We start from the raw sequence: 19,753 nt of genomic DNA on the forward strand, positions 1-19,753 counted from the left end.
GGCGAGGAGTCTGAACCAAGGCGGCATTGTAGCGCCTCCTGCGTCCGTTCTTACTCCAGGGCTGGGCCGGGTGCAGGTTGCCCGGATGCCTCCGCCGGAGCCTCGAAGGTGTGCCACTGATTGCCGGTGAGTACCTGCAATGGCTGAAAGCGTGCCTTGTAGGCCATCTTGCGGCTGTCGGCAATCCAGTACCCGAGGTACAGGTGGGGCAGGCCAAGCTCACGGGTCTGGTTGATCTGCCACAGGATGTTGTAGGTCCCGTAGCTCGCGCCCACGATCAGGGGGTCGTAGAACGTGTAGACGGACGACAGGCCATCGTCGAGCACGTCGATCATGCTGACCATGCGCAGGCGTCCCGCTTCCGGGGATCCCGGTGGTTCACGAAACTCCACCAGACGGGAGTTCACACGGCTCTGCAGCAGGAACTGCTCGTACTGGTCGCGGCTGTCCTGGTCCATGCCGCCGCCGGCATGGCGCATCGACTGGTAAAGCAGATACAGCGAGTAATGCTCCTCGACGTAGGTGAGCGGCGCCACGAGGGCCTGAAGGCCCTGATGGTCTCGCCATGCGCGGCGCTGGCTGCGATCGGGTCTGAACTGCTCGACCAGCACCCGGCATGGCGTGCAGGCGCGGCATTCGTCGCAATAGGGGCGGTAGGTGAAGATGCCGCTGCGCCGGAAGCCAGCCCGTACCAGCCGTGAGTAGACGTCGGCATTGATCAGGTGCGCCGGCGTGGCCACCTGAGAGCGTGCCATGCGGCCTTCGAGGTAGCTGCAAGCGTAGGGCGCCGTCGCATAAAACTGCAGCGCGGAAAGCGGGAGTTCCTTCAGCTTGCTCATGGCGTCGGAGATGGACGGGGGCTTGTCTGGCAGTCTATCAGAGCGGGCCGGCGCACGTCTGCAAGGCAATGCCGTGGCGTGCTGCCGAGGTGAGGCACCATTTTGAGATTCCTCGCATGGTGCGACGGATGGCGGACGCCTAGCATGTGAGTCATCTGACACAGCGGAGAATTTGCAATGACAGCCATGGTCATTCAGGCAGAGACTATCGAGCGCAGCGTCGCAGACGCCAGCACCCACGGGCCACGTGAATCGCGGCCGTCCAGGATCACGGAGATCGCCGCCTTGATCGCGGCGATCGCTGCTGGCGGCGCGACACTGGTCGCGGTGATGAGCTATCAGAATGCGATCATGGAGGAAAAGCTCACGGCTGCGGTGAGTCCACTTGCCATGTCGATCATTGAGATGGATAAGCGCCTCACTACCTCGATCGGCGAAATGGACAAGCGGCTCACTACGTCGATCGTGGAGATGGACAAGCGGCTCACCAATTCAATTGGCGAGATGGACAAGCGGCTTACCAATTCGATTGGTGAGATGGATAAGCGACTCACGGGGCGGCTGGACCAGGTCGATCGACGCCTGCATCAGATGGATCAGCGAATTGATCGGATCCAGGTGAGCAGACGAAATGTCCCGTAGCCGCGCGTACGTGGGGGGCTGCAGCGTGGGCAATCGCCGGGTACGGGTCGAGGGGGCGCTGATACCAGTGTGGGCACGTGACGCCGACACTTGTCCCCGATGATCCGTGCAATCAGAGTCCGGTACTTGCCTGTGACGTCCAGCGCGTCAGTTCAGATTTGTCAAAACGCCAGGGCGAGATATTGGCTTCGGCAGCCGTCTGGCGAACGTGTGCAATGAACTGCTCGCGAGGGATTGGCTCTGCGCCGAGCGAGGCGAGGTGATCGGTCTCCTGCTGGCAGTCGATCATGGTCACGCCGTGGCGTTCCAGGAATCCGCATAGCGCCGCAAGGGCGATCTTCGACGCATCCGTGCGGTGGGCGAACATCGACTCGCCGTAGAACATGCGTCCCAGGGCCACACCGTAGAGACCGCCAACGCGTTCGCCGCGATACCAGGTCTCGACAGAGTGCGCGAGTCCGAGGCGATGCAGGCTGCCGTACGCTGCGACGATGTCGTCCGTGATCCAGGTGCCGAGCTGGCCATCGCGTGGGGTCATTGCGCAAGCCTGCATCACGGCGACGAAATCGTCATCGACGCGAATTTCCCAGTCGGGGTCCCGCAGGATGCGACGCAGGGTCTTCCGTAGCGACACCGATATCTTCAGCCCATGCGGGGCCAGCACCATTCGCGGGTCCGTGCTCCACCACAAAACGGGCTGGCCCTCCGAGTACCAGGGAAAGATGCCCTGTCGATAGGCTAGAAGCAGACGCTGCGGTGAAAGATCGCGGCTGGCCGCAAGGAGCCCCGGCGCGTCACTTGCTGGCCCGAGCGCGCGCTCGACCGGTGGAAACGGGTCCTGCGGGTCGAGCCAGGTGATCATGCTCTGAGGCTGGGGTTGTGGCTGGAATCGCGGGAAGCCTGCGGGTTGGGCGCCGCTTTTTACGGCGTGACCGTGGCGCGGCTGGTCAGCGGGCGCATCGGCTTGTCGATGTCGAGCGTATGCAACCGGAAGCTGCTATCGGCGATCCTGCCGGCAGCGCGGTCGGCGAAGAAGCAGCGCAGTGTGTGGATGACCGTGGGGAATGCCAGATCGTCCCAAGGCACATCGGCTTCGTCGACGAGCTTGACCTCGAGGCTTTCTTCGCCCGGGGCTACATCCAGGTCCAGCAGGCGGGCCAGATAGAAAAGATGCACTTGATGCACGTGTGGCACGTTCAGCATCGAGAACAGTTCACCCACTTCCACGCGGGCGCCGGCTTCCTCCAGCGTTTCGCGCGAAGCGGCTTGTGCGGTGGTCTCGCCAATTTCCATGAACCCCGCCGGCAGCGTCCAGAAGCCATAGCGCGGCTCGATTGCGCGTTTGCAGATCAGGATCTTGTCTTCCCACACCGGGATCGTGCCCACGACATTGCGCGGATTCACATAGTGGATGGTGCCGCAGCTATCGCACACGCTGCGCGGGCGGTTGTCGCCTTCAGGCACGCGCAAAACTACCGCATGGCCACAGTTCGAGCAGAATTTCATGAGGGAAGCATTCGGGAGGAATGGCGCCAAGTGTATCACCGCGCCGGGGCGCTTCTGTATGGCCCCTGCCGTCCGGCACGTCATGCAAAGCGTGTGCGCCATGGCAAACAAAAAACCCGCCAATAGGCGGGTTTGCTGTGCGACGGTCGGTTGGTTGCGGGGGCAGGACTTGAACCTGCGACCTTCGGGTTATGAGCCCGACGAGCTGCCAACTGCTCCACCCCGCGTCCGTCGAAGCTGTGATTATAGGTGAGTCGTTGACGCAATGCAACAGAAACATCCGAATAATTGCGGAGACACGCTGGATGGCCTGCTGACAAGGGTTAGATCGTTGCGCGTGGCAGTCGGTTCAGGGTGTGGGCGGACTTTCGCTTGTGCGCTGCCGTAGGGCATCCCACCAGGCACCTTCGAACTCGAAACTGTCGCGTTGCTGCAGGTCGTCGCGTTGCCACATCACGCGGTCGCGGCGTACGGTCAGCATCCAGGTAGTGGTGGCGAGCGGCTCGGGCACGTCGAAGGCGCGGGGAGTGAGGATGGCGGCGCAAGCGCCGTGCACGGGGTCGCGCGCCGATGTGTACCGGATCAGGCCGATGCCTGCTTCGCGCGCGGTGCGCCCGAACGCCTGACATTCGTCATGCTGGTTGGCGTCGGTCCAGCGCGCGCCGTCTTCCACAAACGGCGGCGTATCGAGTGCCACGCCGTCGGTCTTCACGCTGACCTGGAACAGGGTTTGCGCGCGCGCATCGATGCGCGGCAACGCCGGACTGTCCTGCAGGAACCGCCAGCGCCAGAATCCAAGCTCCGCGCAGGCCGTGCGAATGGCTTCGGCGCCATAGAACACACCGATGTCCTGAGGGCCGCGAAAGCGTGAGCCCTCGGCGGCGGGCGGGTAGCGGAACGGCGTGTAGATCAGATAGTGCAGATGCCGCGCATCGAGTGGCACGACGGGCTTGCCGGCGTCGAGGACGGCCTCCAGCACGGCCTGCTCCTCGAGCGTGTCGACCAGCGGCATGGTCGACACCACGTGTTGCGCTTCTACCGCCCGCCAGAGCCTGAGCGCGAACGGCTTGCGCTCAGATGCGACCGCGGGTGGCGTCCAGGTAGTGAACGACACGTACGATGCCCTCCGTTGTGCGGATCAGTTCGAGCGGCTTGCCGCCGAGTGCGAGATTGTCGTGGGTCAGCCAGAGCCGCGCCTGTTCCTCGTGGCCAAGGATGGCATCGAGCGAGCGGAACAGGCGCACGAACAGGACGGCGAACTCCCATTCCTTGCGATGGGCGTCGAGCACGTAGCCGCCCGAGGCCATGCGCGAAACCGAAGCGGTGCTGATCCCCAGCACGCTGGCCACGATGGCCTGGCTGATGCCGAGAAAGCCAGCCGCGCGCATCACGGCCTTGGTGAGCGTTACGCCAGGATCGGGGGCACTTCCGGGGTCCGGCGTCGGAATCTGACCAGATTGCATCGCCTATGCTCCTGTTTCTTGAGAAACATTATAGGCACCCGGTTTCAGAAGGGAAGCTGCAAATGGTGTTGATTCCTGTGGTGATTCCGTTTCCCGATCCCGTTCCTAATACGTTTCGATATGCAGGCGACCTTCGGCACGCAGACGCGGCTCGATGTCCTGCCACGACTGACCCGACGTGGCGCAGACCTCGGCGAATGCATCCAGCACGCCTTCCTCCATCCCCTTGAGTCCGCAGATGTAGATATGACCATGCGGGTCTGCCAGCAACGCGGCCACCTGGGCCGAGGCCTCGCGAATGGCGTCCTGCACATACCGGCGCGGTACCTCCGGATCGCGCGAGAACGCGAAGTGGATGTCCAGGAAGTCCTTGGGTAGCTTCAGCAGCGGGCCAAAGTAGGGCAGTTCCCGCCGATTGCGGGCGCCGAAGAACAGCAGCCGGCGACCGCTGAAGTGGTCCATGTTGCGGCGCATACGCTCGGTCATTGCCCGCATCGGCGCGGACCCGGTACCGGTGCAGATCATCATCACGCTCGCTTCGCGGTGGTTCGGCATCAGGAATGTGCTGCCGAACGGCCCGACCACCTGCACCGGGTCGCCCTTGGCCAGGTCGCACAGGAAGTTCGACGCCACGCCGCGCACTGGGTTGCCATCGTGATCGGTGTCCACGCGCTTCACGGTCAGCGCGAGGTTGTTGTAACCCGGCCGCTCTCCGTCGCGCGGGCTGGCCACCGAATACATGCGGATGTAGTGCGGCTTTCCGGATGCATCGGTGCCGGGCGGCACGATCCCGATTGCCTGACCTTCCAGCACCGGAAAGAAGTGATTGCCGAAATCGAGCACGATGTGATGGATGTCGCTCGATGCATCCTCGGCGGTCAGCCGGTAGTTGCCGGCCACCGTGGCGGTCACCGGCTCGCGCACGCCGTGCAGGTTGACGTACGGATGCGCGGCCGACCACGGTGCCCTGGATGACGTATGCCGGCTGGTCTCCACCTCCTGAACGGCCACGGATTTGCTGCCGCGCGACGCTTCATCGATGACCTGTCCGGCTGCAGCCGCTGCCTCGATCTCCGCTTCGGGCAGCGGTACCTCTTCCGGCAGTTCGTCCCAGGTCAACTGGGCTTCGATGGTGTAGGCCTGGCCCTTGAGCATCGTGCGCCAATTGTCGATGGCGCCGGTGGGGCAGGGCGACAGGCATGCATTGCACGCATTGCAGACGTCAGCCTTGACCACGTAGTTGCGGTCGTCGTGAGTGATGGCATCTATCGGGCACGTGTCTTCGCAGGTATTGCAGCGAATGCAGATTTCCGGGTCGATCAGATGTTGCTTGATGATGTCGGCGGCGCCCATGATCGTCAGCCTCGATGGATAGGTCGTCAGTTGAAACGAACGTACTCGAAATCAACCGGCTGGCGGTTGATGCCAACTGCCGGCGGCGCGATCCAGTTGGCGTACTTGCCGGGTTCTACCACCCTCCCCATCAGCGAAGCCACGTACTTGCGATCTTGTTCAGTCGCCAGCCATTTGTCCTTGTTGGCTTCCCATTCGGCGGTCGTCAATATTTCGCCGGTGGGCGACACGTGCAGGTTCGCGAAGGTGCCGATCTTGCGGTTGAACGCCTTGTGCGGCACGGTCAGGCGGAATGGGATGCCCGCCTTCTCGATGACCTTGTTCCAGCGTGCCACGCCGCCCATGGAGTCTTTAATGTAGTCGTCGCGCAGCACCTCGTTCAACGCATTCAGCATCGGCACTTCACGCTCGGTCAGCTTGCCATCCCGGACGTCGAGGATGCGGTACACGTCGCCCTTGAGCAAGTGGTCATCGTCGCGCTTGCCTTCGTCGAAGCGACCCTTGAGGCCGGCGCTGTAGAACGTGGCGGCGTTGGAGGACTGGTCCGCCCCGAACAGGTCGATCGTGACGCTGTAGTGGAAGTTCAGGTAGCGCTGGATCGTTTCCAGGTCGATCACGCCAGCGGCGCGCACGTCCGCCGGGTCCTGGATGTCGCGCTCACGCATGACCTCGCAGGTGCGCTGGATCACTCGAGAGACGCCGGACTCACCCACAAACATATGGTGTGCTTCCTCGGTCAGCATGAAGCGCGTGGTGCGCGCAAGCGGGTCGAAGCCAGATTCAGCCAGCGCGCAGAGCTGGAACTTGCCGTCGCGATCGGTGAAGTAGGTAAACATGAAGAACGACAGCCAGTCCGGGGTCCGCTCGTTGAACGCGCCCAGGATGCGTGGATTGTCCTCGTCACCCGAGCGGCGGCCCAGCAGCGCTTCCGCTTCCTCGCGGCCGTCGCGACCGAAATGGCGGTGCAGCAGGTAGACCATGGCCCACAGGTGTCGGCCTTCTTCCACGTTGACCTGGAACAAGTTGCGCAGGTCATAGAGCGACGGCGCGGTCAGGCCCAGATGGCGTTGCTGCTCCACCGATGCCGGTTCCGTGTCACCCTGCGTGACGATGATGCGGCGCAGATTGGCGCGGTGTTCGCCCGGGACTTCCTGCCAGGCCGCTTCACCCTTGTGCTCGCCGAAGTGAATCCGGCGATTGGGATCCGCCGGCTGCAGGAAGATGCCCCAGCGATAGTCGGGCATCTTCACGTGCTCGAAGTGCGCCCAGCCTGACGGATCGACGGAGACCGCAGTGCGCAGGTAGACATCGAAGTTGTGCGAGCCGTCCGGCCCCATGTCACGCCACCAGTCCAGGAACGCCGGCTGCCAGTGTTCGAGCGCGCGCTGCAGCGTGCGGTCCTCGGAGAGGTTCACGTTGTTCGGAATCTTCTGGCTGTAGTCGATGCTCATTGCGGGTCTCCTTTTATATTTGCCGTCAGATCGGACAGTCGTCAGACCCGATCCCAGTCGAAGCGTGCCTTGTTGCCGGTGCCGAATACCTTGAGCGCGCCGTGTTCGCCGACCGCGTTGGGCCGGTTGAAGATCCAGTTCTGCCAGGCCGTCAGGCGGCCGAAAATGCGCGTTTCCATCGTTTCTCGCCCGCCGAAGCGCAGGTTGGCTTCCAGGCCGGTCAGGGCGTCGGGGGACAGGCTCGCGCGTTCCTCGGTGGCAATACGGATTTCGTCTTCCCAGTCAATGTCGTCGAGCGCGGCCGTGATCAGGCCAACGGCTTCGGCGGCGGGGCCGTCGAGCGGCTTGCCGGCCTGTTCGCGCACGGCGGCGATGGCGTTGGCATCTTCATAGAAGCGTGCGGCCAGGCGCGTCAGGCCGTTCGGCATCGGATAGCGGCCGAAGTTGGCAACGTCGGCATGAACGCGGGGAGCTTCGTCCGGCGTGTCGGGCAGTTGCAGCATGTAGGCGCGGTCCGCGGCCAGCACCAGTTCCAGCAGCGTGCCGGCAAAGCAGGAGCCCGGTTCCACCAGCGCGAACAGGCTGCGCGACGACACATCCAGGCGCGCCAGCGTGCGGCGCAGCATGCCGATCGTCTCGCGCACGAACCAGTGGCCGGCATGGGCATCCATCAGCGCATCGGCCGCCAGCACTTGGGCGGCATCGCCGGTGGTCTTGAGGATCCACATGCCGATATCGAGATGATTGGTGCGCAGCGTCAGGATGGCGTCGTCCAGTTCGCGTGCCATCTTGAGTGGCCACCACTGGGCGCCGGCGGCGAGGATGCCGGCCAGATCCCGGGGCTGACCGGCGTCGGGCGCCGACACGGTGATCGTTGCGCGGCGTGACTCATGGTCGATGTCGACGCGAACGGTTTCGTACCGATAGCCTTCGGCGGTCACGGCGCGCGTCAGTGGCGTCAGTCTCACGCCCTGTGTATCGGCAGGGCGGTCGCTCTGGGCGGCCAGCGCCTGCGCGCGTTCGCGCACGTATTCGGCAAAGCGTGCGGGTTTCACCACCTCGTCGACAAGCTTCCAGTCCTTGGCGCGTTGCCCGCGCACCCCTTCGGTGGTCAGGCAGAAGATGTCGGCGTGGTCGCGGCGCACATGGCGCTTGTCGGTGACGCGCGTCAGGCCGCCGGTGCCCGGCAGCACGCCCAGCAGCGGCACTTCGGGCAGGCTCACGGCCGAGGAGCGGTCGTCAACCAGCACGATCTCGTCGCAGGCCAGCGCCAGCTCGTAGCCGCCGCCCGCCGTGGTGCCGTTGCAGGCGGCGATGAACTTGATGCCCGAGTGGAGGCTGGCGTCCTCGATGCCGTTACGGGTCTCGTTCGTGAACTTGCAGAAGTTGACCTTCCACGCGTGGCTGGACTTGCCGAGCATGAAGATGTTGGCGCCCGAGCAGAAGATGCGATCTTTCGTGCTCGTCATCACCACGGTGCGCACTTCCGGATGTTCGAAGCGAATGCGCTGCAGGGCATCGTGCAGTTCGATGTCGACGCCCAGATCATAGGAGTTCAGCTTTAGCGCATAGCCAGGGCGCAGTCCGCCTTCCTCGTCGACGTTCATCGCCAGTGTGGCGATGGGGCCCTCGAACGTAAGTTGCCAGTGACGGTATTGCTCGGGATCGCGCTCGAACGTGACGGGGGCGCTGGATGCGATGGGGGCGGTATCCGACATGAGGGCTGTCTCCTTGATGCACTATAGTGCCTTATCTTCCGGCATGAAATATAGTGCATCAGTCGGGGCGATGCAAGATCGCGCAAGCCCGTTGCGAAGAAAAAACTGAGGGGAGGGGTGTCAGGCCCGTGTATGCAGGATCTGCGCCTGCAGCGTGTGCAGTGACGTGGCGGCATCCTGGCCGCTGGTGTCGATCGAGGCGTCCGCGCGCGAATAGAGTGGCGTGCGGGCTTGCAGGATGCGCCGCAGGTCGGTCATCGCCTCGCGGTTGCCTTCCATCGGCCGCATGTCGCCTTGCGCCACCACGCGCGCCATGTGCTCCTCGGGTGACGTGCGTACCCAGATCGTGAAGCACCGCGACAGCAGCAGGTTGAACGTGGCGGGTTCGGAAACCAGGCTGCCCGGCGTGGCCAGCACCATGGTGTCGTTCTCGCGCAGCACGCGCTCCAGCGCGCGCATTTCGTAGCGGCGATACGCGGCCTGGCCGTACAGCGAATGGATCTCGGAAAGGCTCGCGCCAGCTTCCTTTTCGATGGCGGCGTTCAGTTCGACGAACGGCATGTCCTCCGCGGCTGCGAGCGCGCGGCCCAGCGTCGATTTGCCCGCGCCGCGCAGGCCGATCAACGCGATGCGGCGATGGCGGGCGTCACGGGATTCCGTCGGTGACAGCGCGTGCCGCGCGGCTTCCCGCACGCGCGCCAGATCGCTCGCCGGCAGTTGTGCGAGCCACTGAATCAGTTGCGAGAACTCTGTGGCGCGAGGGTTGCCCGCGTCGGCATGGCCATCGACCTCCGCCAACACCACGGGCAGTGGCACGTCCAGCGCGTTGGCCACCTGCCGCAGCAGCAGCACCGATGCGTTGCCGGTGCCGGTTTCGAGATTGGCGAGATAGCGTTCCGATACGTCCGCGCCGCGCGCCAGATCCTTGCGCGACATGCCGCGTGCCGCGCGCAGTGAGCGGATGCGCTCGCCCAGATGCGTGAGATATGGGTCCCGTTCTCCGGTCGCGCGGTTGTCCGGGCGGCCTTCGGCGGTCATAAGCGGATCAGGGTCGCGGCGCATGGTTCAGGGCGGTTGGGGTTCCACAATCGGAGCGGCGGCATTATACGTGCAGGAAAGTGCGCGGCGGGTCCGTGCCTCTGCGGTCATATAGTGCATACCCTTGCTTGCATAATAGTCGATATGCAATAAAATGCATCGCACATTGTCGGCAACCTTCCATGGCTGTCGGCACAAAAAGACAAACCTGCTGGATGCCATGCCGCGCGCAGTGTTGTTCGAGACCGCCGGATGGCCAGAGGAGTGGAGACATGACGCCCCCGATCTCGAGCGTTGGCCAGGCCGGCTGCGCCGCCGCATCGACCGACCCCCATGCCGAAACGGCGATTGCCGCGTTGCCGCCGCGCTATAACGCCGCCGAGGATTTGCTGACACGCAACCTTGTCGCAGGACGGGGCGTCAGGACGGCATACATTGATGACGCGGGCAGTCTGACTTTCGCCGAACTCGACGAGCGCTGCCGCCGTTTCGCCGGCGCGCTGGTGCGGGCGGGCTTCCGCCGCGAGGAACGTGTACTGCTCTGCGCGTTCGATACGATCGATTTTCCCACCGTGTTTCTTGGCTGCCTGCTTGCCGGCGTGGTGCCGGTGGCGGTCAATACGCTGCTGACGACCGAGGACTACGCCTACATGCTGGAGCACAGCGGGGCGCGGGCGGTGGTGGTCTCGGCGCAATTGCTGCCGACGATGCGCGCGGCTATGACCAAGGCGGGTGTCACACCGGATCTGATCGTGGCCGCGCCGCATACCGAGGATTCGGCCAACGCGGCCAACACGGTCAGCGCCATGGCGGCGAGCGCGCCGCCGTTGGCGCAATCCGTCGCAACCGGGCCCGACGATATGGCGTTCTGGTTGTACTCGTCCGGGTCGACCGGTCGGCCCAAGGGCACGGTCCACACGCATGGCAACCTGTTTCACACCGCCGACCTCTATGCGCGTCGCGTGCTGGGCATCCGTGAGGACGACACCGTGTTCTCGGCGGCCAAGCTGTTCTTTGCCTATGGGCTCGGCAACGCGCTGACGTTTCCGCTGGCGGTGGGCGCCACGACGATCCTGATGGCCGAACGGCCAACCCCGCAGGCCGTGTTCCAGCGGCTGACCACCCATCGTCCCACTGTGTTCTGTGGGGTGCCCACGCTGTTCGCCGGTATGCTCGCCTCGCCAGATTTGCCGCCGCGCGCCGATGTGGCGATGCGTGTGTGCACGTCAGCAGGTGAGGCACTGCCCCAGGACATCGGCAACCGCTTTCTCGAGCATTTCGGGTGCGACATCCTCGACGGCATTGGTTCCACCGAGATGCTGCACATCTTCTTGTCGAACCGGCCAGGCGAGGTGCGCTATGGCACCACGGGCAAGCCGGTGCCGGGCTACGAATTGAAACTGCTCGACGAGCGAGGCGAGCCCTGCGCGCCCGGCGAAGTTGGGGACCTCTATATCAAAGGCCCATCGGCCGCGCTGATGTACTGGTGCAATCGCGAGAAGAGCCGCGACACGTTCGTTGGAGCCTGGACGCGCAGCGGTGACAAGTACGTGTGCGATGCCGACGGCTATTTCACGTACGCGGGCCGCAGCGACGACATGCTCAAGGTCGGCGGCATCTACGTTTCGCCGTTCGAGGTGGAGGCAGCGCTGGCCCTGCATCCCGCGGTGCTCGAGGCCGCGGTGATCGGCGTGGCCGATGCGGACGACCTGATCAAGCCGAAGGCGTTCGTGGTGATGCGGCCGGGCCAGCAATGGCACGAAGGCATGGCCGCGGAACTGCAGGCGTTCGTGAAGTCCCGCCTCGCGCCGTACAAGTATCCGCGGCAGATCGAATGCGTCGAAGAATTGCCCAAGACCGCCACTGGCAAGATCCAGCGTTTCCGGCTGCGCCAGCGCGAGGAAGCCGCACGGCAGCGCTGACATGCATACCGACATCGTTCAGATTCCGTTCGACGGACGCAGGATCGGCATCGAGTACCAATGGCTGCGCGCGGACCGGATGACGCGGCCGCTCGTGGTCTTCCTGCATGAGGGGCTGGGCTCGATCAGCATGTGGCGCGACTTTCCGCGCCAGTTCTGCGAAGCCGGTGATTTCCGTGGGCTCGTACTCTCGCGCTATGGCTACGGCGGCTCCACGCCGCGCCCGCACGCAGAGAAATGGGGCGTCGATTTCATGCACCGGCAGGCGCGGGAGGCGCTGCCGGCCTTGTTCGAGGCGCTGGATATCGGGCCGGGTCGCCGCCATGGCAAGCCGTGGTTGCTCGGACACAGCGACGGCGGGTCGATTGCGCTGATTCACGCGGCGAGCTTTCCGGATGCGGTCGATGGCCTGACGGTGCTGGCGCCGCACATCATCGTTGAAGACCTGTCCGTGCGCAGCATCGCCGTCACGCGCGAGACCTATCTGCAGACAGATCTACGCGAGAAGCTCGCGCGTCACCACCATGATGTCGATTCGGCATTCTGGGGATGGAACGACATCTGGCTCAACCCCGACTTCCGCCGCTTCGACCTGCGCCCGTTGTTGGCCGACATCCGCTGCCCAGTGCTGGCGGTACAGGGCGAGGACGACGAGTACGGCACGATGGAGCAAATCGAGGGTATCCAGCGATATGCGCCGCAGACGGTGCTGCTTAAACTCGCGCGGTGTGGACATTCGCCGCACCGGGACCAGTCCGGCGCATTGACGGCGGCAGCCGTGGCGTTTATAAACACACATACTTCAAATATAAAATAATTGGCCCTGACGGCAGGAACGCTGCCGTACCGCGGGCCAAATGGCTTGAAACCAAAGGCTTCAGACCACCAGGGAGGAGACCCCCATGCATCGCAATGCATCGCGCAGGCTATTGCCAGCCTGCCTCGCCGTCGCCACGCTGCTCGCCACGGGGTCCGTGGCACTGGCCCAGAGCGCGCCGGCCACATCCGGCAAGATCAAGGTCGGCTTCATGCTGCCGTACACGGGCACTTATGCCGCCCTCGGCGGGGCCATCGAAAATGGCTTCCGGATGTACGTGCAGGAGCAGGGCGGCAAGCTGGGCGGCCGCGAGGTTGAATACTTCAAGGTCGATGACGAGTCCGATCCGGCCAAGGCGCCGGAGAATGCCACCAAGCTGATCAAGCGCGACCAGGTCGACGTGGTGGTCGGCACGGTTCATTCGGGCGTGCAAATGGGCATCGTCAAGGTGGCCAAGGAAAACAATACGCTGCTGATCATTCCCAATGCCGGCGTGGACGAAGCCACCGGGCCGCTGTGCGGCTCCAACATCTTCCGCTCGTCGTTCTCGAACTGGCAGCCGGGCTATGCAATGGGCCATGTGCTGGCGGATCGCGGCCTGAAGAAGGTGGTCACGCTGACGTGGAAATACGCAGCGGGCGAGCAGTCGGTCAAGGGCTTCAAGGAAGCGTTCGAAGCCAAGGGCGGCAAGGTGGTGAAGGAGTTGAGCCTGCCGTTCCCGAATGTCGAATTCCAGGCGTTGATTACCGAAGTGGCTTCGATCAAGCCCGACGCCGTGTTCGTGTTCTTCGCCGGCGGCGGCGCGGTCAAGTTCGTCAAGGACTGGCAGGCCGCCGGTCTCAAGGACAAGATTCCGCTGTACGCATCAGGCTTCCTGACCGACGGCACGCTCGAGGCGCAGGGTGCCGCGGCGCAGGGTCTGGAGACCACGCTGCACTATGCCGATGGCCTGACCAATCCGCGCGACAAGAGCTTCCGGCTCGACTACGCCAAGTTGTACAAGCTGCAGCCCGATGTCTACGCGGTACAAGGCTACGATGCCGCGCAACTGCTGGCGGCTGGCGCCAATGCGGTCAAGGGCGACATGTCGCGCAAGCCGGAGGTCATCAAGGCGATGGAAGCCGCGAAGGTGGATAGCCCGCGTGGCGCCTTCACGCTGTCGAAGGCGCACAACCCGGTGCAGGACTTCTATCTGCGCAAGGTCGATGGCCGCGACAACAAGGTCAGCAGCGTCGCCGTGAAGGCGCTGGCCGATCCGGCGCGCGGCTGCCGCCTGTAATCGCACGTTGGAAAGCGGCATCGCGATGGACCTTGTCTCGTTTCTGATTCAGTGCCTGAACAGCGTGCAGTACGGGCTGCTGCTGTTCCTCGTGGCCAGCGGCTTGACGCTGATCTTCGGCATCATGGGCGTGATCAATCTCGCACATGGCAGCTTCTACATGCTGGGGGCCTATCTGGCATTCACGCTGGCCAGCCTGACGGGCAACCTGTTCATTGCGCTGCCGCTCGGCATCGTGCTGGCCGTGCTGTTCGGGTACGTGCTGGAGTGGGCCTTCTTCAGCTACCTGTATCAGCGAGACCATCTGCAACAGGTGCTGATGACATACGGGCTAATCCTGGTATTCGAGGAGTTGCGCAGCATCCTGGTGGGCGACGACGTGCACGGTGTGCAAGTGCCGTCGCTGCTCGACTGGTCGCTGCCGGTGGGCAACGACATGACCTATCCGGTGTATCGCCTGTTCATCTCGGCCGTCTGCCTGTTGGTGGCCGGCGCGATGTACTACGTGATTCGCCGCACGCGCGTGGGCATGATGATCCGCGCCGGCGCCACGAACCGCGAGATGGTGCAGTCGCTTGGCGTCAACGTGACCGTGCTCTATCGCTTCGTGTTCGCGCTCGGCGTGGCCCTGGCCGTGCTGGCAGGCATGATCGCCGCGCCTGTTTCCTCGGTCTACCCGGGCATGGGCGGGCAGGTGCTGATCATCTGCTTCGTCGTGGTCGTGATCGGCGGTATCGGCTCGGTCAAGGGTGCGCTGGTGGCGTCGCTGCTGATCGGCTTCGTCGATACGTTCGGCAAGGTGTTCTGGCAGGATGCGGCTGGCGTGCTGGTCTACCTGCTGATGGCCGTGATCCTGCTGTGGAAGCCCCAGGGGCTGTTCCGCGCGGGCTGAGCAGGAAATCCTGACATGCATTCCGATTCCTTGACACCGCCACGACAGGACATCCGCCGCCCGGGCTGGATGGCGGCCGCTGGCTGGCTGGTGGCCTTGGCCGTGCTCTGCACCATGCCGATGCTGCTGACCGCCGACAGCCACAAGTACTACATCGAGCTGCTCAGCAAGGTCATGATCATGGCGATCTTCGCGCTGTCGCTGCAGCTGCTGATTGGCTACACCGGACTGGTGAGCCTGGGCCACGCCGCCTACTTCGCGATGGCCGCCTATGCCACGGCGATGCTGGCGCCCGAGAGCGGGCCGGGCAATGGCTGGCTGTTGCTGTTCGGCGCCGTGGGCGCGGCGGCCGCGCTGGCGCTGGTGGTTGGCGCGCTCGTGCTGCGCACGCGCGGCATCTACTTCATCATGGTCACGCTGGCCTTCGCGCAGATGGTGTACTTCGTGTTCCACGACACGAAGATCGCCGGTGGCAGCGACGGCACCTACATCTACTTCCGTCCCGAGTTCGGGCTGTTTTCGGCGCGACCGGTGACCGTCAACGACCCTGTGCAGTTCTATTGGCTGGTGCTCGTTGCGCTGGCGCTGACCGTGGCCGCGCTGACCTTGCTGCTGCGTTCCCGCTTCGGCCACGCGCTGGTGGGGATCCGGCACAACGAGCAGCGGATGCGGGCGGCCGGGTTCGGCACCTATCGCTATCAGCTCGGGGCGTTCGTCGTGGGCGGTGCGTTCGCGGGGCTGGCTGGGTACCTCTATGCGATCCAGTTCGGTTTCGTGAATCCCGAGATTGCTTCCTGGCACCAGTCGGGCAACGCGATGCTGATGGTGATTCTTGGCGGCGTCGGCAGCCTGGCTGGCGCCGTGCTGGGTGCGTTCTCGTTCGTGCTGCTGGCCGAATGGTTCGGCACGTTGACCAAGCACTGGCAGCTGCTGATGGGCGGTTTCATCATCCTGGCGGTGGCGTTGCTGCCGCGCGGGCTGGTCAGCGTGCCGGCGGTACTGCGGCATCGTTCTCCGCGTCGCGCGCGGCGGGCGGGCGCGGCCACCGAATCGAACACACGCAGCCGGGAGGCCGTATGAACACGATCCCATCGGTTCCGGTACTCGATGCGCAAAGCCTGACGCGCCGATTTGGCGGGCTCACGGCGGTCAACAGCGTGGACCTGGCCCTGCATCTGCACGAGATCCATGCGGTGATCGGCACCAACGGCGCCGGCAAGTCGACACTGATCAACCTGTTGTCGGGCGAACTGCCACCATCGGAGGGCCGGCTGCAATTGCAAGGGCGCGATGTCACGGGCTGGGCGCAGCCCAAGCTGGCGCGCCACGGCATTGGTCGCAGCTACCAGCGCAACAACATCTTCCTGCCGCTGACCGTGCGCGAGAATTGCCGGCTTGCGGCGCAATCGCGCGCGCAGCGGGCCTGGCGGCTCTGGGAGCCGGCGCAGGGCTGCCGCACGAGCCGCGCGCTGGCCGACGAGGCGCTCGAACGGGCAGGGCTGATGCAGCACGCTGGCCGGCTTGCCAGCGATCTCGCGCATGGCCAGAAGCGCCAGCTCGAGGTGGCCATGTGTCTCGCGACCGAGCCCGTGGCACTGCTGCTCGACGAACCGCTGGCTGGCATGGGGGCCGAGGAGTCGGAGCGGATGCTTGACCTGCTGCGCGGCCTGAAGGAGGGCCACGCGATCCTGCTGGTCGAGCACGACATGGAGGCCGTGTTTGCCGTGGCCGATCGCATCACGGTGATGGTGAACGGCACGGTGATCGCCACCGGCGATCCGGCCAGCATCCGCGCCAATCGGGAAGTGCAACTGGCCTATCTCGGCGAAGAGGAGGCCGCATGAGCCATGCCGCGATCATTGACGCAGATGGCGTCAACGCCTGGTATGGATCGAGCCACGTGCTGCGCGGGATCGACTTTCGCGTCGGCGCCGGCGAGTCAGTTGGTTTGCTTGGTCGCAACGGTATGGGCAAGAGCACGTTGCTGCGGACGCTGCTGGGCCACGTGCGCGAACGTGAAGGCGGGATCCGCGTGGTGGGGCGCGATATGTCGCGCGCGCGGCCGCATGAGGTCGCCCGGCTCGGTATCGCCTATGTCCCGGAAGGGCGGGGGATATTTCCTAACCTGAGCGTGCGCGAGAACCTGTTGATGGCTGCGCGCGCCGGGAGCCAGGGCCGCAAGGATTGGGACGAGGCCCGCGTGCTGGACCTGTTCCCGCGCCTGAAAGAGCGGTTGTCGCACGGCGGGCAGCAGTTGTCGGGCGGCGAACAGCAGATGCTGTCGATCGGCCGCGCGCTGATGACCAACCCGGATTGCCTGATCCTGGACGAGGCTACCGAAGGGCTGGCGCCCAAGATCGTCCATGAGATCTGGAATGTGATCGCCACGATACGGGCGACGGGGATCGCGTCGGTGGTTGTCGACCGAAACTACCGGGCCGTGCTGGCCCATGTGGACCGGGTGGTCGTGCTGGAAAAGGGGCTGGTGGTCATGTCCGGGCCCGCCGCCGATCTGGCCGCCGCGCCGGCCGCGCTGGACCGTTACCTGGGCGTTTGATTTCCAGAATCGGCGGCCCGCCATGGGGCGCCAGTGTGGCTTGTCCGCAACGCTCGTTTGGTGGGGCAACCCACCGCGAAGGGTGACCAGGGCTTGACCATGGCCCACTTCGCTTCCATGCTTGTTCGGTCGCATTGGCAACACGGGCATCTTCCACAGTGGTCGTCTTACAGCACTTCATCTAGAATGCGCGCGTTTGTGCAATGCAATAGAGGCAGAGACGGCCATACCGCCCCATCGGGGACCGGAGCCGCTTGCGCGAGAGAATTTGTGCCTGAATCACCACATCGGTAGGTTTTATGTCCGGCAGCCCGCCGGGTGAGCCGAAGTCAGGCCGGAGAGGCGCGAGCCGGTCCACCAGACCCAAATCCATGACTCAATCCACAACCAGTCACTACTACGTCGAAAGCCCGAGCTCCCGTGCGCTCGTGGTCGGCGCGATCGGTGTCGTCTTCGGCGATATCGGCACCAGTCCCCTTTACTCGCTCAAGGAATGCTTCAGCCCGGAACATGGCATTCCGTTCAGTCCCGATGCGGTGCTCGGCATCATCTCGATGCTGTTCTGGGCCTTTGTCATCGTCGTGTCGCTGAAGTACGTGATGTTCGTGATGCGGGCCGACAACAACGGCGAGGGCGGCATTCTGGCGCTGATGGCGCTGGCCTTGCGCACGGCGGCGCCACGGTCACGCATGGCCAAGCTGATCATGATGTTCGGCATCTTCGGCGCGTGCATGTTCTACGGCGACGCGGTGATCACGCCGGCCATCTCGGTGCTGTCTGCCGTCGAAGGGCTGGAGATTGCCGCGCCGGGGCTTTCCCACTTCGTGATTCCGATCACGCTGCTGATCCTGGCCTTGCTGTTCTTTATCCAGCGCAGCGGTACGCATGTGGTGGGCAAGCTGTTCGGACCGATCATGGTGGTGTGGTTCCTGGCGCTCGGCGCGCTGGGCGTGATGCATCTGCTGCAGGCACCCGGGATCGTCAAGGCCATCAACCCGGTCTATGCGGTGTCATTCCTGCATGACCACTCGCTCCAGGCGTTCATCGTGCTGGGTAGCGTGTTCCTGGTGCTGACTGGCGCGGAGGCGCTCTACGCCGATATGGGCCACTTCGGCGCGAAGCCGATCCGCACGGCCTGGTTCGTGCTGGTCATGCCGTGCCTGATCCTGAACTACTTTGGCCAGGGGGCGATGCTGCTGGGCAACCCCGACGCGATCGAAAATCCTTTCTACCTGATGGTGCCGTCGGCGCTGCAATTGCCGATGGTGTTGCTGGCCACCGCGGCCACGGTGATTGCGTCGCAGGCCGTGATCTCGGGAGCGTTCTCGCTGACGAGCCAGGCCATCCAGCTTGGTTTCATGCCGCGGATGCGTATCCGCTATACCTCGGCGGCGGAGATCGGCCAGATCTACATGCCTGTGATCAACTGGATCCTGCTGGTACTTGTGATCTGCGTGGTGCTGGCCTTCAAGAAGTCCGATAACCTGGCGGCCGCGTACGGTATCGCCGTGACCACGACGATGGTGATCACCACGTTCCTGGCCGCGCTGGTGATGCGCAACGTCTGGAAGTGGAACCCTGCACTGGTGACGCTGATCAGTCTGACGTTCCTGGTGGTCGACATGTCGTTCTTCGCGGCCAATCTGCTCAAGATCGCCGAGGGCGGCTGGTTCCCGCTGCTGATGGGTGGTAGCGCGTTCTTCCTGTTGATGACCTGGCACAGTGGTCGCAAGCTGCTGCGCGCGCGTAGTCTGGAAGATGGCATTCCGCTGGAGCCGTTTATCGCCGGCCTGCTGGCGCACCCGCCGCATCGCGTGGAGGGCACGGCCGTGTTCCTGACCGGCAACACCGAATCGGTGCCGGTGTCGTTGCTGCACAACCTCAAGCACAACCGCGTGCTGCACGAGCGGGTGGTTTTCCTGCAGTTCGTGACGCGCGACATTCCGTACGTGGACGACGACGAGCGCCTGAGTTGCAAGGATCTGGGCGGCGGCGTCTACATCCTCAAGTCCGAATACGGCTTCAAGGAAACGCCTGATGTGCAGCGGGTGCTGGATCTGGCCCAGCGCAAGCTCGGCATGCAATTCGAGCTGATGGAAACCTCATTCTTCATCGCGCGCGAATCGGTGATTCCGTCGAAGCTGCCGGGTATGTCGATGTGGCGCGAAAGCTTGTTCGCGTGGATGCATCAGAACGGCGCGAAACCGTCGGACTTCTTCTCGATTCCGGCCAACCGCGTGGTGGAGCTTGGGACGAAGGTAGAAATCTGATTCCCG

The 19,753-nt window shown here is 64.2% G+C and carries 18 protein-coding genes and 1 tRNA gene; 9 read left to right on the plus strand and 10 right to left on the minus strand.

The genetic code is table 11. The annotated features are described in order from the left end of the window. Positions 1-50 precede the first annotated feature (50 nt). Entirely contained in the window at positions 51-839 is a 789-nt protein-coding gene (locus K6G35_RS06250) for an arginyltransferase (protein ID WP_186425299.1), read from the minus strand. A 177-nt stretch (positions 840-1,016) separates the two neighbouring features. Between K6G35_RS06250 and K6G35_RS06255 the strand changes: the two genes are divergently transcribed. Continuing rightward, a complete protein-coding gene (locus K6G35_RS06255; RefSeq protein WP_008652187.1) occupies positions 1,017-1,481 on the plus strand; it encodes a hypothetical protein in 465 nt (154 codons plus the stop codon). A gap of 112 nt (positions 1,482-1,593) precedes the next feature. On the opposite strand, the gene aat is transcribed toward K6G35_RS06255, so the two are convergent. The 9 genes from aat to K6G35_RS06300 all read right to left on the minus strand — a co-directional run bounded on the left by aat (position 1,594) and on the right by K6G35_RS06300 (position 10,034). After that, positions 1,594-2,343, minus strand: coding sequence for a leucyl/phenylalanyl-tRNA--protein transferase (gene aat, locus K6G35_RS06260; RefSeq protein WP_035881945.1), 750 nt, complete (start codon positions 2,341-2,343; stop codon positions 1,594-1,596). Positions 2,344-2,402: 59 nt separating this feature from the next. After that, positions 2,403-2,987 carry an NUDIX hydrolase gene (locus K6G35_RS06265; protein WP_008652183.1) on the minus strand — a complete coding sequence of 195 codons (585 nt, stop codon included), beginning with the start codon at positions 2,985-2,987 and terminating at the stop codon, positions 2,403-2,405. Positions 2,988-3,138: 151 nt separating this feature from the next. Beyond that, positions 3,139-3,214 (minus strand) — tRNA-Met (locus K6G35_RS06270). Positions 3,215-3,336: 122 nt separating this feature from the next. After that, the gene (locus K6G35_RS06275) at positions 3,337-4,101 is read right to left on the minus strand and encodes an RES family NAD+ phosphorylase (RefSeq protein ID WP_495676214.1); all 765 of its coding nucleotides are present in this window, start codon (positions 4,099-4,101) and stop codon (positions 3,337-3,339) included. Then, entirely contained in the window at positions 4,061-4,450 is a 390-nt protein-coding gene (locus K6G35_RS06280; RefSeq protein WP_008652179.1) for an antitoxin Xre/MbcA/ParS toxin-binding domain-containing protein, read from the minus strand. The genes K6G35_RS06275 and K6G35_RS06280 overlap by 41 nt, the downstream gene beginning before the upstream one ends. A 105-nt stretch (positions 4,451-4,555) precedes the next feature. Further along, positions 4,556-5,803 carry a benzoyl-CoA 2,3-epoxidase subunit BoxA gene (gene boxA, locus K6G35_RS06285; protein ID WP_008652178.1) on the minus strand — a complete coding sequence of 416 codons (1,248 nt, stop codon included), beginning with the start codon at positions 5,801-5,803 and terminating at the stop codon, positions 4,556-4,558. 26 nt (positions 5,804-5,829) lie between these two features. After that, a complete protein-coding gene (gene boxB / locus K6G35_RS06290) occupies positions 5,830-7,254 on the minus strand; it encodes a benzoyl-CoA 2,3-epoxidase subunit BoxB (RefSeq protein ID WP_035881946.1) in 1,425 nt (474 codons plus the stop codon). 41 nt (positions 7,255-7,295) lie between these two features. Then, a complete protein-coding gene (gene boxC / locus K6G35_RS06295) occupies positions 7,296-8,972 on the minus strand; it encodes a 2,3-epoxybenzoyl-CoA dihydrolase (RefSeq protein WP_495676215.1) in 1,677 nt (558 codons plus the stop codon). Between the two features lie 120 nt (positions 8,973-9,092). Further along, positions 9,093-10,034 (minus strand): helix-turn-helix transcriptional regulator, encoded by a 942-nt coding sequence (locus tag K6G35_RS06300; protein ID WP_495676216.1) that lies wholly within the window; start codon positions 10,032-10,034, stop codon positions 9,093-9,095. Between the two features lie 248 nt (positions 10,035-10,282). On the opposite strand from K6G35_RS06300, the gene K6G35_RS06305 reads away from it, so the two are divergent. The 8 genes from K6G35_RS06305 to K6G35_RS06340 all read left to right on the plus strand — a co-directional run bounded on the left by K6G35_RS06305 (position 10,283) and on the right by K6G35_RS06340 (position 19,747). Continuing rightward, positions 10,283-11,932, plus strand: coding sequence for a benzoate-CoA ligase family protein (locus tag K6G35_RS06305; protein WP_008652169.1), 1,650 nt, complete (start codon positions 10,283-10,285; stop codon positions 11,930-11,932). Position 11,933: 1 nt separating this feature from the next. Then, positions 11,934-12,749 (plus strand): alpha/beta fold hydrolase, encoded by an 816-nt coding sequence (locus K6G35_RS06310; protein ID WP_495676217.1) that lies wholly within the window; start codon positions 11,934-11,936, stop codon positions 12,747-12,749. An 85-nt stretch (positions 12,750-12,834) separates the two neighbouring features. Continuing rightward, complete coding sequence (locus tag K6G35_RS06315) at positions 12,835-14,028, plus strand: ABC transporter substrate-binding protein (protein ID WP_008652165.1); 1,194 nt, start codon at positions 12,835-12,837, stop codon at positions 14,026-14,028. A gap of 25 nt (positions 14,029-14,053) precedes the next feature. After that, positions 14,054-14,920, plus strand: a complete 867-nt coding sequence (locus K6G35_RS06320) for a branched-chain amino acid ABC transporter permease (RefSeq protein ID WP_008652164.1) — start codon at positions 14,054-14,056, stop codon at positions 14,918-14,920. 15 nt (positions 14,921-14,935) lie between these two features. Then, positions 14,936-16,000: a branched-chain amino acid ABC transporter permease gene (locus K6G35_RS06325; protein WP_035881956.1), complete on the plus strand. Its 1,065-nt coding sequence runs from the start codon at positions 14,936-14,938 to the stop codon at positions 15,998-16,000. Then, positions 15,997-16,764 carry an ABC transporter ATP-binding protein gene (locus K6G35_RS06330; RefSeq protein WP_017513260.1) on the plus strand — a complete coding sequence of 256 codons (768 nt, stop codon included), beginning with the start codon at positions 15,997-15,999 and terminating at the stop codon, positions 16,762-16,764. Before K6G35_RS06325 ends, K6G35_RS06330 begins: the two co-directional genes overlap by 4 nt. Continuing rightward, positions 16,761-17,477, plus strand: coding sequence for an ABC transporter ATP-binding protein (locus tag K6G35_RS06335; protein ID WP_008646845.1), 717 nt, complete (start codon positions 16,761-16,763; stop codon positions 17,475-17,477). Before K6G35_RS06330 ends, K6G35_RS06335 begins: the two co-directional genes overlap by 4 nt. A gap of 371 nt (positions 17,478-17,848) precedes the next feature. After that, positions 17,849-19,747, plus strand: coding sequence for a potassium transporter Kup (locus tag K6G35_RS06340; RefSeq protein ID WP_495676218.1), 1,899 nt, complete (start codon positions 17,849-17,851; stop codon positions 19,745-19,747). The last annotated feature ends 6 nt before the right edge of the window (positions 19,748-19,753 follow it).

The organism is Cupriavidus sp. HY129 (assembly GCF_059492215.1).

Excerpts from the sequence above, each read along its gene's own strand:
- K6G35_RS06250 (WP_186425299.1), bottom strand. The coding sequence starts at position 839 with ATGAGCAAGCTGAAGGAACTCCCGCTTTCCGCGCTGCAGTTTTATGCG.
- K6G35_RS06255 (WP_008652187.1), top strand. The coding sequence starts at position 1,017 with ATGACAGCCATGGTCATTCAGGCAGAGACTATCGAGCGCAGCGTCGCA.
- aat (WP_035881945.1), bottom strand. The coding sequence starts at position 2,343 with ATGATCACCTGGCTCGACCCGCAGGACCCGTTTCCACCGGTCGAGCGC.
- K6G35_RS06265 (WP_008652183.1), bottom strand. The coding sequence starts at position 2,987 with ATGAAATTCTGCTCGAACTGTGGCCATGCGGTAGTTTTGCGCGTGCCT.
- K6G35_RS06280 (WP_008652179.1), bottom strand. The coding sequence starts at position 4,450 with ATGCAATCTGGTCAGATTCCGACGCCGGACCCCGGAAGTGCCCCCGAT.
- boxA (WP_008652178.1), bottom strand. The coding sequence starts at position 5,803 with ATGGGCGCCGCCGACATCATCAAGCAACATCTGATCGACCCGGAAATC.
- boxB (WP_035881946.1), bottom strand. The coding sequence starts at position 7,254 with ATGAGCATCGACTACAGCCAGAAGATTCCGAACAACGTGAACCTCTCC.
- boxC (WP_495676215.1), bottom strand. The coding sequence starts at position 8,972 with ATGTCGGATACCGCCCCCATCGCATCCAGCGCCCCCGTCACGTTCGAG.
- K6G35_RS06300 (WP_495676216.1), bottom strand. The coding sequence starts at position 10,034 with ATGCGCCGCGACCCTGATCCGCTTATGACCGCCGAAGGCCGCCCGGAC.
- K6G35_RS06305 (WP_008652169.1), top strand. The coding sequence starts at position 10,283 with ATGACGCCCCCGATCTCGAGCGTTGGCCAGGCCGGCTGCGCCGCCGCA.
- K6G35_RS06310 (WP_495676217.1), top strand. The coding sequence starts at position 11,934 with ATGCATACCGACATCGTTCAGATTCCGTTCGACGGACGCAGGATCGGC.
- K6G35_RS06315 (WP_008652165.1), top strand. The coding sequence starts at position 12,835 with ATGCATCGCAATGCATCGCGCAGGCTATTGCCAGCCTGCCTCGCCGTC.
- K6G35_RS06320 (WP_008652164.1), top strand. The coding sequence starts at position 14,054 with ATGGACCTTGTCTCGTTTCTGATTCAGTGCCTGAACAGCGTGCAGTAC.
- K6G35_RS06325 (WP_035881956.1), top strand. The coding sequence starts at position 14,936 with ATGCATTCCGATTCCTTGACACCGCCACGACAGGACATCCGCCGCCCG.
- K6G35_RS06330 (WP_017513260.1), top strand. The coding sequence starts at position 15,997 with ATGAACACGATCCCATCGGTTCCGGTACTCGATGCGCAAAGCCTGACG.
- K6G35_RS06335 (WP_008646845.1), top strand. The coding sequence starts at position 16,761 with ATGAGCCATGCCGCGATCATTGACGCAGATGGCGTCAACGCCTGGTAT.
- K6G35_RS06340 (WP_495676218.1), top strand. The coding sequence starts at position 17,849 with ATGACTCAATCCACAACCAGTCACTACTACGTCGAAAGCCCGAGCTCC.